General features: G+C 44.1%; 13 protein-coding genes. 5 read left to right on the top strand and 8 right to left on the bottom strand.

Annotation, left to right across the window (positions count from 1 at the left end; genetic code table 11):
- Nucleotides 1-3: 3 nt before the first annotated feature.
- The 3 genes from mfd (at nt 4) to ELZ11_RS02755 (ending at nt 4,895) form a co-directional block, all read left to right on the top strand.
- On the top strand, nt 4-3,465 hold the full coding sequence (gene mfd, locus ELZ11_RS02765; RefSeq protein WP_137355835.1) for a transcription-repair coupling factor: 3,462 nt from the start codon (nt 4-6) through the stop codon (nt 3,463-3,465).
- A gap of 62 nt (nt 3,466-3,527) precedes the next feature.
- A complete protein-coding gene (locus tag ELZ11_RS02760) occupies nt 3,528-4,301 on the top strand; it encodes a peptidoglycan binding protein CsiV (protein WP_137355834.1) in 774 nt (257 codons plus the stop codon).
- A gap of 57 nt (nt 4,302-4,358) precedes the next feature.
- Complete coding sequence (locus ELZ11_RS02755) at nt 4,359-4,895, top strand: GNAT family N-acetyltransferase (protein ID WP_137355833.1); 537 nt, start codon at nt 4,359-4,361, stop codon at nt 4,893-4,895.
- 60 nt (nt 4,896-4,955) lie between these two features.
- On the opposite strand, the gene ELZ11_RS02750 is transcribed toward ELZ11_RS02755, so the two are convergent.
- From ELZ11_RS02750 to hinT, 7 genes are all read right to left on the bottom strand, one after another.
- Nucleotides 4,956-6,245 carry an NAD(P)/FAD-dependent oxidoreductase gene (locus ELZ11_RS02750; RefSeq protein ID WP_137355832.1) on the bottom strand — a complete coding sequence of 430 codons (1,290 nt, stop codon included), beginning with the start codon at nt 6,243-6,245 and terminating at the stop codon, nt 4,956-4,958.
- Nucleotides 6,246-6,642: 397 nt separating this feature from the next.
- Complete coding sequence (ycfP, locus tag ELZ11_RS02745) at nt 6,643-7,182, bottom strand: alpha/beta hydrolase YcfP (protein ID WP_137355831.1); 540 nt, start codon at nt 7,180-7,182, stop codon at nt 6,643-6,645.
- A 110-nt stretch (nt 7,183-7,292) separates the two neighbouring features.
- On the bottom strand, nt 7,293-8,147 hold the full coding sequence (locus ELZ11_RS02740) for a phosphotransferase (RefSeq protein WP_137355830.1): 855 nt from the start codon (nt 8,145-8,147) through the stop codon (nt 7,293-7,295).
- 44 nt (nt 8,148-8,191) lie between these two features.
- Nucleotides 8,192-8,782 carry a penicillin-binding protein activator LpoB gene (lpoB, locus tag ELZ11_RS02735; protein WP_137355829.1) on the bottom strand — a complete coding sequence of 197 codons (591 nt, stop codon included), beginning with the start codon at nt 8,780-8,782 and terminating at the stop codon, nt 8,192-8,194.
- A gap of 105 nt (nt 8,783-8,887) precedes the next feature.
- Nucleotides 8,888-9,271 (bottom strand): YcfL family putative periplasmic lipoprotein, encoded by a 384-nt coding sequence (locus ELZ11_RS02730; protein WP_137355828.1) that lies wholly within the window; start codon nt 9,269-9,271, stop codon nt 8,888-8,890.
- Nucleotides 9,271-10,662 (bottom strand): COG3014 family protein, encoded by a 1,392-nt coding sequence (locus ELZ11_RS02725; protein ID WP_137355827.1) that lies wholly within the window; start codon nt 10,660-10,662, stop codon nt 9,271-9,273. Before ELZ11_RS02725 ends, ELZ11_RS02730 begins: the two co-directional genes overlap by 1 nt.
- Nucleotides 10,663-10,801: 139 nt before the next feature.
- Nucleotides 10,802-11,152 carry a purine nucleoside phosphoramidase gene (gene hinT, locus ELZ11_RS02720; RefSeq protein ID WP_137355826.1) on the bottom strand — a complete coding sequence of 117 codons (351 nt, stop codon included), beginning with the start codon at nt 11,150-11,152 and terminating at the stop codon, nt 10,802-10,804.
- 230 nt (nt 11,153-11,382) lie between these two features.
- On the opposite strand from hinT, the gene ELZ11_RS02715 reads away from it, so the two are divergent.
- Nucleotides 11,383-13,374, top strand: coding sequence for a methyl-accepting chemotaxis protein (locus ELZ11_RS02715; protein WP_137355825.1), 1,992 nt, complete (start codon nt 11,383-11,385; stop codon nt 13,372-13,374).
- 170 nt (nt 13,375-13,544) lie between these two features.
- Nucleotides 13,545-14,705, top strand: a complete 1,161-nt coding sequence (locus ELZ11_RS02710) for a DUF1887 family protein (protein WP_137355824.1) — start codon at nt 13,545-13,547, stop codon at nt 14,703-14,705.
- Between the two features lie 135 nt (nt 14,706-14,840).
- Here the strand turns inward: ELZ11_RS02710 and udp are convergent, their stop codons facing one another.
- Nucleotides 14,841-15,599, bottom strand: a complete 759-nt coding sequence (udp, locus tag ELZ11_RS02705; RefSeq protein WP_137355823.1) for a uridine phosphorylase — start codon at nt 15,597-15,599, stop codon at nt 14,841-14,843.
- Between the last annotated feature and the right edge of the window lie 184 nt (nt 15,600-15,783).

The raw sequence follows: 15,783 nt of genomic DNA, 5'->3' as shown, positions 1-15,783 counted from the left end.
ATCATGACCAATACCACTATTCTGACTTTGCCAAAGCCATCGGGCGCTGGCGACAAAAAATCGCTAGGAAACCTAGTAGGCTCTTCATTAGCATTGTCTATTGCTGAATTATCCTCACAGCATTCAAGCCATACGTTACTGGCGGTTCCAGACCCGCAAATCGCATTAAAGCTCCAAGCGGAAATCGAGCAATTTACTACTCAAGAAGTCGCGCTTTTTCCTGATTGGGAAACGTTGCCATACGATAGCTTCTCACCCCACCAGGAAATCATTTCTGACCGTATTGCTCGTTTGTATGCGTTACCGACACTGAATAGTGGAATTACCATAGTACCTATCAGTACTTTACTGCAAAGACAGTCCCCTAGAGACTTCTTGATGCAACATACTCTGATGGTAAAAACCGGTGATAACTTTTCCCTAGAAAAACTGCGCTTACAACTCGAAAAGTCTGGTTATCGTTACGTTGATCAAGTATTTGGACCGGGTGAATACGCAAGTCGAGGTTCGATTTTAGACCTCTTTCCTATGGGTAGTAATGATCCGTATCGAATCGACTTTTTTGACGACGAGATCGACACCATCCGTACATTCGATCCAGAGAACCAACGTTCTATCGAAGACATCGCAGAGATCCGTTTACTGCCAGCGCATGAGTTCCCAACCTCTGAATCCGCTATCGAAGATTTTCGCATTCGTTGGCGCCAACAATTCGATGCTCGTCGTGAACCTGAATCTGTCTACATGCAAGTATCTAAAGGAACTTGGCCTGCAGGTATCGAATATTGGCAGCCACTGTTCTTTGAACAAACTGAAACCCTGTTTGATTACGTCACAGACGATACACAAATTTTAGTGCTTGGTGACGTAGAGTCCGCGGTAGATACCTTCCTTTCAGACGTTGCTCACCGTTATGATCAACGGAAAGTCGATCCACTGCGTCCATTACTACCACCAGAGCAACTTTGGTTAAAGAAAGATGAGCTATTTTCGCACTTTAAGCAAAAGCCTCAAATACAACTCAGTACCGATGCCATTGAAGAAAAACAAGGGCGCGCAAACCTACCTGTAGAAGCACTACCGGAGCTAGGGGCTCAACATCAGAACAAAGAGCCGTTAGCCAATTTACGTAAATTCACTGAAGGCTTTAACGGAAAAGTTGTCTTTTCGGTGGAATCTGAAGGCCGCCGTGAAGCACTCACTGAATTGCTACAAGCCATCAAAGTACGCCCTCTCGAAATCAATTGTCTGCAAGACGCATTGACCGCGAAAGACAAATTCTTATTGGTGCTTGGCTCAGCAGAACACGGCTTTATTCACACTCAACAAAACATCGCCTTTATCTGTGAAAGTGATCTGCTAGGCGATCGTGTCGTTCAGCGCCGCAAAAAAGACAAGAAGAGTGTCAACAGTGACACCGTTATCCGTCACCTCGCCGAACTAAAACCTGGGCAGCCAGTCGTTCACATTGACCATGGTATTGGCCGTTATATCGGCTTGCAAACCCTAGAAGCTGGCGGCATGAAAACCGAATACGTAACCCTTGAGTATCAAAACGATGCCAAGCTATACGTCCCAGTTGCTTCGTTGAATTTAATTGGCCGTTACTCTGGCGGCGCTGAAGAGTCCGCACCACTGCATAAGCTTGGTGGAGAAGCGTGGCAGAAAGCACGTAAACGCGCAGCAGAGAAAGTCCGTGACGTAGCGGCTGAGTTGCTTGATGTCTACGCCAAACGTGAGCTCAAACCTGGCTATAAGTTTGCACTCGACCGTGGCCAGTACGCTACGTTTAAGTCTGGTTTCCCATTTGATGAAACTGAAGATCAAGCCATGGCAATCAATGCGGTAATGTCCGACATGTGCCAACCTAAAGCGATGGATCGTTTGGTCTGTGGTGATGTAGGTTTCGGTAAAACAGAAGTAGCAATGCGTGCGGCGTTTGTTTGTACCGACAACAGCAAACAGGTTGCGGTACTTGTCCCAACGACATTGCTCGCGCAGCAACACTTTGAAAACTTCCGCGACCGTTTCGCGAACCTACCGATTCGTGTCGAAGTACTTTCTCGATTTAAATCCGCGAAAGAACAAAAAGCAATCTTACAAGATGTTGCTGATGGTAAAGTCGATATTGTCGTCGGCACACACAAGCTTCTATCGAGCGATATTAAATTCAAAGATCTTGGACTATTAATTGTCGATGAAGAGCACCGTTTTGGTGTTCGCCAGAAAGAAAAAGTGAAGGCGATGCGTGCTGATGTCGATATCCTAACGCTAACCGCGACGCCTATCCCTAGAACCTTAAATATGGCAATGAGTGGGATGCGCGATTTATCAATCATCGCTACCCCACCAGCCCGTCGCTTGGCAATTAAAACGTTTGTCCGTGAGCGAGATGATGCCGTTGTTCGTGAAGCTGTGCTACGTGAAATTATGCGTGGTGGCCAAGTGTACTTCTTGCACAATCAAGTCGACACCATAGAAAAGGTTGCAGCTGATTTAGAAAAGTTGATTCCAGAAGCGCGTGTTACCGTGGCACATGGTCAGATGCGTGAACGCGAGCTAGAACGCATCATGAATGACTTTTATCACCAACGCTTCAACTTGTTGGTGTGTACTACCATTATTGAAACAGGTATTGATGTTCCAACTGCGAATACCATCATCATGGATCGCGCGGACAACCTCGGTTTGGCTCAACTGCATCAATTGCGTGGCCGTGTTGGCCGTTCACATCACCAAGCATACGCTTACTTGCTCACACCACATCCAAAGGCAATGACTAAGGATGCAATCAAACGTTTAGACGCCATTGCGTCACTCGAAGATCTCGGAGCTGGCTTTACGCTTGCAACGCACGATTTAGAAATTCGTGGTGCCGGTGAACTGCTAGGTGATGAACAAAGTGGTCAGATTCAATCGGTCGGTTTTACGCTTTACATGGAAATGCTCGAACAAGCTGTAGAAGCATTAAAAGAAGGCAAGGAACCCTCTCTTGATGATCTTCTTCGTGAACAAACCGAAATTGAAATGCGTTTACCTGCATTGCTGCCAGATGACTATATTCCTGATATCAACACTCGTTTGTCTATGTACAAACGTATCGCGAGTGTCGGCGATAAAGACGAATTAGCAGAACTCAAAGTAGAACTCATTGACCGCTTTGGCGTGCTACCTGATGCGACTAAAAACCTTATCTCCGTTTCTGAGCTTAAATTGGCCGCCGCCAGTATTAAAGCAAAGAAAATAGAAGCGCACGACAAAGGTGGTTTCTTAGAGTTTTACCCAGACGCTGACATTAACCCAACCTATCTGGTTAAACTATTGCAGTCTCAACCACAAAAATTTGCGATGGAAGGTCCAACCAAATTTAAGTTTACGGTACCATTGGTGGATCGTCGTAAACGAATTCAATTTGTTAGTGACCTTATCAACGAATTTAGACAGAATTTATTACCTGCGAGTTAATCAATTCCGTATCGAACATAATTAATCTGGCTACGGTTTGTTAGCCAGAACATGGAGTCAAAATGAAAAAGCTGATCCCGCTTCTTTTATTGATGGTATCGATGCCAAGTTTGGCACAACGACAATTTGATATCGAAGTGATCATTTTTAAGCGTGCAGTCGACGCAGAGCAGGTTAACGAGTCGTGGCCAAACACCCTTCCAGAAATCAATATGGAAAAGGTAGGCTCATTCCAAGATGCTGAATATCGCGAAAAGAAGAACGTTAAAATGTTGCCTTACTCGGAGTATCACCTAACCGAGCAAAAGGAATCATTACAGAAACATGCGGGCTTTAAAGTCCTTTTGCATACAGCTTGGAGACAAGGCGATGAAGGGAAAGCATCTGCCCCTGTATTCCACATTCAAGGAGGCAAAGACTACTCTTCTAAATTCAATGCCGACGGTTCAGAAAAAGTTGAAATCACAGATAATGTTCCAGCTGATTCAATTTCTGAAGAAACCATTGATGCACCGCTGTATGAACTGGATGGTAAGTTACAGATATATGTTCAGCATTACCTGTATGCAGAAACCACTTTAGACTTAAAAGCCCCAAGTGTTCGAGAAATCACGCTGCAAGATCAAACTATTGAACTAGACTCACCAGTAAGTGATGCAGAAAGCACCGTTCAAATTGGTAATCTAACTGAAGTATCTCCAACAATTGAAGTTCAAGAGTTCTTGAAGAATTACCGAATGGACCAGAAGCGACGCATGCGTAGTACTGAAACTCATTACCTAGACCACCCGCTACTTGGCATTGTGGTCCAAGTACGCCGAGTCGCACAGGAGTAGCGCCCACCTAAAAATGATGTTCGCCCTCACTATGAGGGCGTTTTTATAGGAGCTAAGATGAGCCCAGACTTTCAGATCCTTACTCAACGGCTCGCGCTAAGAATTATCGAGCCAGAGCACGCGCCAGAGTTTACGCAACTCATAAAACAATCAACTTCATTATATGAGTGGATTGACTGGTGCCACTCAGACTATGACATTGAAGAAGCGAACAAATTTATCCTCGCAACTCGATTAAACTGGGTAAAAGCAGAAGCATTTGGTTTTGGTATTTTTGATCGAACAAGTGGAAAACTACTTGGGATGGTTGCCATTAATGAGCTTTACCATACCTTCAACATGGCAAGCTTAGGCTATTGGGTTGGTGATGAATACCAAAGAAAAGGGATCGCTAAAGAAGCAATGAACGCGCTGATTGAGTTCAGCTTTGCTCAACTAAAACTCACTCGACTCGAAATCGTCTGCGATCTCGATAATCTGCCGAGTCAGCACTTAATTGAACGCTGTGGTGGTGTAAAAGAAGCCTTAGCTAGAAACCGATTTGTATTTAATGGAAAGCCCAAAGACGGTGTCGTGTTCTCCATTATCCCCTAAAGAACACGATCTATCAGCGATAAAAAAGGGCTCTAAACAGAGCCCTTTTCTCATCATATATTAGTGCAGTTTTAGATTTGGCCTTAACACACGGTTGATTCGGCCCACTAACATCATCAAAGCAGTTTTAATCACACCATGCAGCGCCATTTGGTGCATTCGGTACAATGATATGTAAACCACGCGAGCAATACGCCCTTCAACCATCATGGAGCCTTTCGTTAGGTTGCCCATCAAGCTGCCAACTGTTGAGAATCGGCTTAGTGAGACCAAAGAACCTTTATCTTTATAGATATACGGTTTTAGATCACGACCGTTCAACTTAGAGATAATATTACTAAAAGCACAGCTTGCCATTTGGTGTGCCGCTTGTGCACGTGGTGGAACAAATGAACCATCGGCTTGGGTACATTGAGCCAAATCACCAATAACAAAAATGTCATCATCACGTGTAGCTTGCAGCGTGTCTTTGACAACGAGCTGATTAATACGGTTGCTTTCAAGGCCGCCGATATCTTTCATGAAGTCAGGCGCTTTAATGCCTGCCGCCCAAACCATAATTTGAGCTGGTACTTTCTCACCATCTTTAGTAGTTAGGCCGTCTGCATCCGCTTGCGTCACCATAGTCGCAGTACGAACATTCACACCAAGTTTCGTTAGCTCTGAATGTGCAGCGCTTGAAATACGTGGAGGAAGTGCAGGAAGAATACGTTCACCAGCTTCAACTAAACTTACGTTTAGCTTGCTAGAATCTAGATCACCAAAGCCATAAGTGCGTAATTCTTTAACCGCGTTGTGAAGCTCAGCAGAAAGCTCAACACCCGTTGCACCCGCGCCAACAATTGCTATATCAACAGTACCGTGACCGTTCTTCGCGTGAAGTTTAAGGAATTGGTTGTTCATTTCAGTACGGAAACGATGGGCTTGCTCTGGGCTATCTAGGAAAATGCAGTTTTCACGAACGCCTGGTGTGTTGAAGTCGTTCGAAGTAGAACCGATCGCTAGCACTAAAATATCGTACTCAAGCTCACGGCTTGGCATCAACAACTCACCCGCTTCGTCTTTAAGCTCGCTCAACACAATCACTTTGCGCTCGCGATCAATATCTTGAAGGCTGCCCATTTGGAAATCAAACTGATGGTTTTTCGCGTGTGCACGGTAGCTTAATGCATCAACACCTTCATCAAGTGAACCCGTCGCCACTTCATGTAGCAATGGTTTCCAAAGATGGCTCGCTTTTCGATCGACAAGAGTAATTTGAGCGCGATTTTTACGCCCGAGAGTGCGGCCTAGTTTGGTAGCTAGCTCAAGACCACCAGCACCACCGCCTACAACGATAATTTTTGTCACAATGACAATCCTCTACAAAAATGAATAAATGGGGTTCGGCTCGATCACTCCAACCGATAAATTCTTTTATAAACTGCCTTTGCTCATAGACAGTGAGAGGGGCTTAGAAACTTAAGAAATCGCCTAAGTTCAATACACGTTATTCAGTTTAAGGCGCGATACTTGAGAGATTACGCGCAAGTTTTGGGCAAGTTATCGACTCGCTCTCAATTTTTTTTGATATTTATCAAAATATTTTGTTATCGAACATTATATAGAGCTATTTAATGTCCGCAACTAAAATCCTTATACATATTGAGGTTTCGGTGCTTAATGCAGCGCTCTATTTGAAGCACAAAAAAACGGCTCGCCTATACACGTGAACACGCGATAGCCAAGCCGTTTAGATTATGGACAACTATGCGTCTTTAAACGCTTTCATCGCCTGTAAATGCTGAGAGATTTTCTTAAATTTATGGGATTCTTTTTCATCCCAAATCACATCGTAATAATCTTCTAACGCTTCCGCAGTTTTACGGTTGTCGTGGATCTCGTCTTCACGAGACAATACAACCAAGCAACGCCCTTTATTTTTCATTCGATATTGTTCGACACATTTAGTCGCAATATCTTCGTATTCTTCAGGCCTGTCGATTCGACCAATCATATTATCTTCAGGGTGCAGATTTGGATTAAAGACCACTTGCTTTATTCCGCACAAAAATCCAATCCTTTCAGACCAATAACCGCCAAGGCCCACACCGCAAATAACTGGATGCGGGTCGTCAGATTGCTCAATGACTTTATGCACTTCTTTTAGCAAATGCTGCATGTCATGCTTTGGGTGTAATGTACTGTAGTTAATGAAACGAACATCATCATCTATGAATTGCAACTGCAGTATTTTTTCGTGGTTACCAGGGCTTGTGGAATCAAAGCCATGTAGATAAATAATCATTGTACCTCCCTTATTGAATGCTGGTACGTATTCATTAAATCTAACACGAATACTAAGGTTTTAAAGGTGGGAGTTGTGAAATTACACAATCGAGTCGTGAAACAGTGATCCTAACTACAGAATGTTGACTTAAGTGCCTCTGCTTCCTGCAAATAATTTTCGTCTCCCCAAAGCTGGTGAGCCAATAAATACCACAACATTGCCATCATTTTACTTCGCGGCAGCCAAGCTTGAACGCCTTCAACCCAAGTATCAACATCTTCTATCCCTTTAAGCTGGCAGTATCGATAAACCGACTGTAAAACCGGTTCCTGAGATGCGCCTATGGATAGCGTTAAATCTAATCTCGGGTCTGCAAGAGACGCGTATTCCCAATCAATAATTTTTATACCCTGTTCATTGCGCACAAGGTTATAGCCACCTAAATCAAAGTGGCATAATGCTAAACCTACATCTTTAATATTCGGTGATGATCGCCATTCTTGGTAGAGTTCTAAATAGTCTTTAGTTCGATGTGATTCATCTAGCTGGAACCAATAATGATCAACTCTCGCGGTATAACTGAAAGGCGTTAATGGTAACCGTGCAGTATTAATATGGTGGACAGAAATTGCCGTACGCAAAAGATTATCTAAATCCAAACCATCGTATAGGGTTTCTCCTTCAATCCACTCAACCAATAAACCCATTTCATTAACGGTAATCGGTTTTGGCCCTAGCTTTAATGGCTCTATAGCGGAAAGAATTTGGTATTCTTGGAAACGACTAATTGAGAACGCCTGAGTGATTGGAGTGGTCGGCCGCCATACATAGGCATGACCTTCTGCTGAAATTAACTTCCAACAGCGATTCGTTAACCCACCCGTAAGTGTTTGCACACTCACGGGGGGCACATCAAAAAAGTCATCAAGAGAGCACAAGCTGTTATCGAGCTGTTTGGCTTCCGACCAGGCAAATATCGCCATGTGATGACTCCTCGTGATGCGTTAACTTTCTATTTCAAAGCAATCTATAGGCCAAGAAGGCTCTTAGATTTTTGCTTACGGATTTCAGTCTCGTCCGCCCATTCAATCAACCCAGTTTCTAGATCCATTAAACGCATAGTCATTTTGTAGTAAACATCTTGATCGCTGCCATCATTCTTCACAATGCTTGATAGGTTACCGTAAAGCATGTACTGCGCGCCGACCATCTTACCGAACTGAATTGCTGAGCTTTGATTTACTAGCTCATCATTGTTTTGGAAGTTTAGCTGCTCACGTACAGACTCAACACGATCCATATCTACGAAGCGGAACTTACCAGAATTCAGCATCTTAGTGCTGATAGAGTCAGTGATAGATTCAGTATCAATGTGCTCACTGGTTTTGTTCTTAATACGCTCTACGAATACAATCGGGCGCTGTTCACGAGTAATGTATGCGACAGAGCCTGATGCCATCATGCTATCAACCATCTCGCCAGCAATTCGCTGTAGGTCTGTAGAACCGAAGTCGATTGTCGTGGTTTCAACAGCTTGCGCATCGCCGTAACTAACTTTGTTAGAACAACCACCTAAGATCACAGCAAGACCTAATAATGCAATTACACTCTTTTTCATTTTTCTTCCTCACTTCGTAACTCGAATTTACTCAAACAGTTCGAAGTCACAGCTAGCTTAAATTAGGGCGCACTTAACAAGCGACGCCGTTTCAATTGTTGACGCTTATTCTTCGCGAATCTGGACTCTAAATTGAGTGCCTTTCGGATTCACTGATACTTCAGAAATAGCGATACTTTCAAAGCCATAGACAATTGCTTGGCGCCAAGGGCCTTGCTTATTGTTCACTTCAAGCCCCGCATCATCGTACCAATAGAAGCGGTAAAGTATATTTTGGTTCGCTTTATAGTTGCTATTTAAACGCACGATGCCACGGGTATGCCCATCAACCTGATCCGTTGAAATGTCGTCGATAAGCAATCGGCTGCCCAGTACTTTGTCACCAAAGATCACCTTTTGCGTCAAACTATCAACTCGCACACCTGCCGTATTTTCCGCACAGCCCGCAAGCATAAAAATCGCGACTAAGCCCAATAACCATTTTTTCATTACAATCTCCCAAGCTGTTTATGCCACATGGTCGCATTTTGACCTTGGCGAGAAATCCAAACCAAGGTTGTTTGGTTCTCTCTCACTTCAAATTCATAGTGTTGCTCACCCGCTTCCAGGGTGTGTTTGCCAGTACCTGCGATATAACTGCTGCTATACACTTTGCCAGGTAACGATTGCCAACTGCGAGTATCAGGCTGTTCAGTCAGTGTATTCCACACATTCAACAGTATGTTACCCACATCATCACCGTTCGCTGTCTCTTTACGAATCCTATCTTTTGCGTATACGCGTAGCGCTTGTCTAATCACTATGCTAGGCAGACGCTCCGATAAGTCGTTACTTGCCATAATGTTTACATCGGTCAATAAATCAGAGGGTAACGCCTTGCCATCTAATCTCAATGGCGTAAACGCTGGCGCAGCTTTATTTTCATAATAAGGCAGAGCTAAAGAATAAATCGCTCCTTGTCCTCTGCTGTCATACAAAGGTAAGTCTAAGCGCCAGCTATTCATCGCCTCTACTACACCTTGTTCTTGCAACACAATCACGCGGCCTTTACCCGATAGGGATTCATCTTGCTTACCGTAACGTTTCTCTAGCTTAGATAAATCCTGTCGCATTCCCAAGCGTTTCGCCACCGCCATCGTTCGTTCAACGATTTGCTGATTATCCGGCATAACCGCTAACGCACGTCGATAATCGACATAAGCGCTATTTGGGTCGTTTTGCGCTTCATACAGTAAGCCAGACAGGTACATCAAGTAGGCATTTTGTACCGCTTGCAGCTTTTTACCCGCATCTGGGTAGTTAGAAAGTACACTTCCTAAATTGGCCGACAGCCCTTTGGATTGAATGTCTTTTTCAGCAGAACGTAACTCTTGTTCACGCGCTTGCTTTGCTCTTTCTTGAACCTGATTGGCGCGGCGCATTTCAATCACCGCTCCTTCCAAATCATTTTTCTTTAAGTAGTTCAGACCTAAATACAAGTGTAGAAAACCTAACTCGTAGTCAGCTGGGGTGTATTCTGTAATGTTGTCGTTAACTGCCAGCGCACCAACACTCGTCGCACTATCTGAAATAGAAATCACCGCTTTATCTTGCTGAACCGAGACTGCTTTATCGGCTACTTCAAGCGCTGACTTACTTTCTGGGTATTGCTGATCCAAAAAGTTCACACGGCCTTTTTCAAAATTATCTAAGATATCGCCAGCCGCGTAGTCCGGTAGGGCTTGTTGTGCATCGCTGTATTGCCCTGATTTTACGGCTTGATACACAGCTTGATTTTGAGCACTGTAATGACTGAATAAATTACCCGCAGATATACTTGCACAACCAGTCACTATGGCTGACAACATCGCAATGGAAGCTAATCTTACTTGTCGCTTCACCCACTCTCTCCATGCATTGAATAATTCCGAGTCATCCAAATAAGTAAACTCGGCTATCCAGTAAATAACTGCCACTTATGACAACGAACTTATAAAAAAGTTGGATAGCCAATCGTAAATCACCTTAATTTAAGGTGAATTAGCTCATTACCATTGGCCCTAGAGGACGGCCACCAACTAAATGCATGTGAATATGGTACACCTCTTGTCCACCGTGAGAGTTACAGTTAACAATCAAACGGTATCCGTCTTCATCAATGCCTTCTTCTTTCGCAAGCTTTCTTGCAACAGTGAACAAACGGCCCATCATTGCTTCATCTTCAGCTTCAACGTCATTCGTTGTAGGGATCAGCTTATTTGGAATGATAAGAATGTGACTTGGCGCACGCGGGTTAATATCACGAAAAGCCGTTACTAAATCATCTTGGTATAGCAAGTCGGTAGGAATTTCTTTGTTGATAATCTTAGTAAAGATGGTTTCTTCAGCCATTTTCTTCTCCACTGAAACGTATTATTTGGCGTGTAGAGAGTATGCGCTATGCAACTAAAAAGCTCAATAAAAAACACTGTTCACTTCCCATGAACATCATACTGGCTTAGCCCCCAAGTTATTTTTGCAGAGTGCGTCATAAAATGTGCACCACAAAGTCAATACAATCCTGATACTTTTGTTAATTTCTTAAGACACGCAGTAAAACTATATTTTACAGGGAGAGTACTATGAAGGGTTCAGTGATTAAGCGTATGTACGCAGGATTTACACTGATCATCGTCATGTTCGCCATCACGATAACTATCATGATGAATAGCATGAGCCAGATACACAAAAACTTTGAAAGCGTCTCTAATACTTCACTCCCCTTGGTCTCTCTTTCAAACCAAACTAGCGTTCAACTTCTCTCTGCAGATAAATCCTTTAAAGATTTCCTCACCACTCAAAGCAGTGAACGCATGGCAGCCATGCGTGATGAATTCAAGGCTTCTCAAGAACGTTTTACCGCTACCCTCTCTCAGCTTGAATCTGCAAGTACAAACCACGCAGAGTTACTTGACCGAATTACAGAACTGAAAGAGATGGAACAGCGCTACTTCTCTGAAGCCGCTGATGCCATGAACAACTATGAAGCGATGTTCGTTGCACAAGCTCAAGTCCAAAAAGCCTCACGAGATTTCCAACGCTTACACTCAGAGCTAAGCATAGGCATGAAAGAATACGTCGACGATCAGTCGAGCATTTCCGTTAAGGTGATGGCAAAAAGCTACTTCATTAAACTAAAAGACGCAGAAATGATCACTTCTGACGCTCTGGCCAGTTCAGACATGGAGTTTGTTCAACAAGCCGTAAACAAAAACAAAAAAGCGGTTACTCATTTAAACTACGCTTACCGTGGTCTATCTGCACAGCTACCTCCGCTAAAGAAAGTCTTTGATGACTCCGTACAGAAGTTCAGTAAAGACGTTGGTCAAAAAGGTGGGGTATTGGACAAACACAACAACTACCTTCAAGCCAAAGCGGCGCTTTACGTAAATATCGCGAACCTTGCAGTAGAGGTCGATAACGCGATGGCCGTGTTAGATTCATTCAACACGTCCGCTGGCGAGCAGTTAAACATTTCATTGGTGGAAGCCGGTGATGTATACGACCAAGGCCTTGTTAACGCGATTACAATTGGTGTGGTAATGGCGCTGTTTGCGGCTGCGATTGGTTACCATATTGCCCATAGCGTTCGCGAACCACTTACTCGAATCCTATCAACTCTAGAAGGCCTCACTGAAGGCGACATGACACAGCGTATCGACATCCGATACAACAATGAATTCAGCCGTGTAAGTGGCCACATCAATACACTCGCCGATAGCCTACACAACATTCTTGTTAAGCTTAACGACGCGTCGGATGATCTCACCGATACCGCGAGTAACAACCAAAAGACATCAAATCAGACCCAATCACAGTTGAGTTCTCAACGTGAACAAACCGCTAACGTAGCGACCGCAATGACGCAAATGTCGCATTCGGTGCAAGAGGTCGCACAAAGTGCGCAAAGCTCTCTGCAAATGGTTCAACAAGTCGAAACCGCGTCTGAATCTGGCCGTCAGATCATGAACACCAACATCAGTACCATCAATCAACTAGAGACTCGCCTCAATGAGTCGGTTGTCGCTGTGGGTGAACTGCAACAGATGAGCAGCCAGATTGGCTCAATCCTTGATGTAATTCGTGGTATCGCAGAACAAACCAACCTACTTGCACTGAATGCCGCTATCGAAGCAGCACGTGCGGGTGAACAAGGCCGAGGCTTCGCTGTGGTAGCAGACGAGGTTCGCGTTCTCGCTCAGAAGACAACACATTCCACCTCTGAGATTGAAACCATGATCAGCAACCTACAGTCGAGCTCTAAGACGGCGGGTAATGTGATTGAGAGCTGTATGAACGATATGGACATGTCGGTACAACAAGCATCGAATGCCAATAGTGCGATGGAAGAAATCCAAGCGTTGATTCTAGAAATCAGTCACATGAGTACTCACATTTCTCAAGCCGCGGCTGAGCAAAGTGAAACTTCTGGTGATATTGCCCGTAACATTGAAGACATCAACCACATTGCAGATGCGAGCTATCAAGCGATGTCCTCTATTGCGAGTGCGAGCGAAAGCCTAACTGCCCTTGCAAATCAGCAAGGTGAGCTGGTACATCGATTTAAGCTTTAACAACAAAGCTGAGTAATATGCACTCAGGAAAATACAAATAATTGAATAAGGGCGACTTTTATAGGAAGTTGCCCTTGTTTTTTGTGGGCGCTGTCATTATATGGTTATTAAGGCTTGCTGTTTTTCCGTTTATCTTCCCTTTTGAGTAAGCCGTTTTTTAAGGAAACTATATGGCTGTTCATGTCGGAATTATCGATCAAGACCCGATTCGCTTAGTGACTCCCTTGTTGGATAACCGCACTATTAGTACTCATATCGTCTTCATTGGGGACAGCACCCAAGAAACTATGTACTTACGTTTACATTCGGTACTCGCGAAACGCGATATCACCACAGAATTTTTTGAGATCCCTACAGCGGCAAACACTCGCTTGATTAAGCAGTCAATTGAAACTCTAGCACAAGACTTAAAAGCCCGTGGCGAAGAAGTAAAACTCAACGCAAGCTGTGGCCTGCGTCACCGTTTGTTGTCTGTCTACGAAGTATTCAGAACCTACCATTGGCCAATTTTTGTCGTTGAACCAAACAGCGACAAACTATGCTGGCTATACCCGAATGAAAAAGAAGACGCGCAAGTTCAAGATCGCATTACAATCTCTGATTACCTTACCGTATTTGGCGCTCGTGGAGAGTTTAGCGAATACGAAGTATCCCCTCAGTTAGATGAAAAGTTATATACCCTCGGAGAGCGTTGGGCGAGTAACGCATTAGAATTAGGACCTGGTCTTGCGACTTTGAACTACCTTGCAACAACTTGCCGAAAAGAACAGAAGTTAGATGTCGCGCTGTCTGAAAAACAACAAGGTTACCGCGAACTCAATATGCTTATCTCTGATCTGGTTGAAGTTCAGATTGCGACTTATGAAAACGGTATCCTGACATTTGCGAATGAAGATGCACGTCGTTTTTCTAACGGAGAATGGCTGGAGACTTTAGTACACAGCACGGTTAAGCAAATCCAAGACGACTTACCAACCATTCAAGATCGCTCTTTAAACGTGCAAGTATATCGTCAGCTAGGTGAACGCGAAGTGCGGAACGAACTCGATGTCGCTTCAGTGGTGAATAATAAGCTACACATCATCGAGTGTAAGACAAAAGGTATGCGTGATGATGGTGATGACACACTTTATAAGCTTGAGTCTTTAAGAGACTTATTGGGTGGCCTACAAGCACGCGCAATGCTAGTCAGCTTCCGCCCGCTGCGCCATAACGATATTACTCGTGCTGAAGATTTAGGGCTGGCATTAATTGGCCCTGATGAACTAAAAGATCTTAAGACGCACCTAAAAGCCTGGTTCACAGCAGCCGGTGGCCACGAAGAGCTGTAAACACAGTGCGCCAAGCTTTCGTTATCTAATAACGTATTAGTTTGGCTTCTTGCTTTCAAACCTTTTCAATAAGCTAAATACAAAACGCCCGCATCATGGATGCGGGCGTTTTTATTATTCTTTATAAAGAATCAGTTACAGCATTTTACGCGCAGCTTCTACTACTACTTTAATTGAACGTGCTTCTGTTTCTTTTAGCGTATCGTGATCTGGGATCTCTTTCTGCGTACGGTTGATGATAACGCCAGCTACACAACCTGCTTTTAGACCAGAACTTGCACACATTGTCAGTAGAGTTGCAGACTCCATTTCAAAGTTCAGCACACCCATATCTTGCCATTCTTGCATAGAACCTTGGAAGCGCTTAACAACACGGCCAGAGAAAGTATCGTAACGCTCTTGACCTGGGTAGAAAGTATCGCTTGAAGCAGTCACACCTGTGTGAACTGTTGCACCAGACTCTTCTACTGCTGCCTTCATCGCTGTTGCTACTTCAAAATCCGCAACCGCCGGGAATTCCATTGGCGCGAAGTGTAGGCTTGCACCGTCTAGACGAACAGAACCAGTCGAAACAATCATATCACCAACATTTACGTGAGGTTGGATTGCGCCAGTTGTACCAACACGTAGGAAAGTGCGTACGCCAAGCTGAGCTAGCTCTTCCACTGCAATAGATGTAGATGGACCACCAATACCAGTAGAACAAACAACAACAGGCTTACCATCTAACTCAGCACGGTAAAGTGTGTACTCACGGTGACTTGCTAAGAACACTGGGTTTTCCATAATTTCTGCGATCTTTTGTACGCGAGCAGGATCACCAGGAATGATCGCTAACGTAGCGCCGTTAAGATCAGCTTCAGTAATACCTAAATGAAAAACAGCTTGAGACATATGTTGCTCCTTGTTGGCTTAGTGGGTCTTCGCCCTTAAATAAGCTCAAAGTAAAATTGTGGGGTACAGGAGCACTTTATCGAACCTAACATCGCAATGAAGTGATCAACCTCACACTGAACAATGTCGTGTATCATAAATTTGCACAAAAAATCGGTTGCCATCACAAAACCGAGCACATTTT

This window comes from Vibrio profundi, assembly GCF_005281835.1.
In the GTDB taxonomy this organism is placed as follows: domain Bacteria; phylum Pseudomonadota; class Gammaproteobacteria; order Enterobacterales; family Vibrionaceae; genus Vibrio; species Vibrio profundi.
Note: the sequence above shows the minus strand (reverse complement) of the source record. Positions and strands in the feature narration are given on the sequence as shown.

Coding starts and splice junctions, on each gene's coding strand:
- ELZ11_RS02710 (WP_137355824.1), top strand. CDS start 13,545: ATGGCTGTTCATGTCGGAATTATCGATCAAGACCCGATTCGCTTAGTG.
- ELZ11_RS02715 (WP_137355825.1), top strand. CDS start 11,383: ATGAAGGGTTCAGTGATTAAGCGTATGTACGCAGGATTTACACTGATC.
- ycfP (WP_137355831.1), bottom strand. CDS start 7,182: ATGATTATTTATCTACATGGCTTTGATTCCACAAGCCCTGGTAACCAC.
- ELZ11_RS02760 (WP_137355834.1), top strand. CDS start 3,528: ATGAAAAAGCTGATCCCGCTTCTTTTATTGATGGTATCGATGCCAAGT.
- ELZ11_RS02755 (WP_137355833.1), top strand. CDS start 4,359: ATGAGCCCAGACTTTCAGATCCTTACTCAACGGCTCGCGCTAAGAATT.
- ELZ11_RS02730 (WP_137355828.1), bottom strand. CDS start 9,271: ATGAAAAAATGGTTATTGGGCTTAGTCGCGATTTTTATGCTTGCGGGC.
- lpoB (WP_137355829.1), bottom strand. CDS start 8,782: ATGAAAAAGAGTGTAATTGCATTATTAGGTCTTGCTGTGATCTTAGGT.
- hinT (WP_137355826.1), bottom strand. CDS start 11,152: ATGGCTGAAGAAACCATCTTTACTAAGATTATCAACAAAGAAATTCCT.
- mfd (WP_137355835.1), top strand. CDS start 4: ATGACCAATACCACTATTCTGACTTTGCCAAAGCCATCGGGCGCTGGC.
- udp (WP_137355823.1), bottom strand. CDS start 15,599: ATGTCTCAAGCTGTTTTTCATTTAGGTATTACTGAAGCTGATCTTAAC.
- ELZ11_RS02740 (WP_137355830.1), bottom strand. CDS start 8,147: ATGGCGATATTTGCCTGGTCGGAAGCCAAACAGCTCGATAACAGCTTG.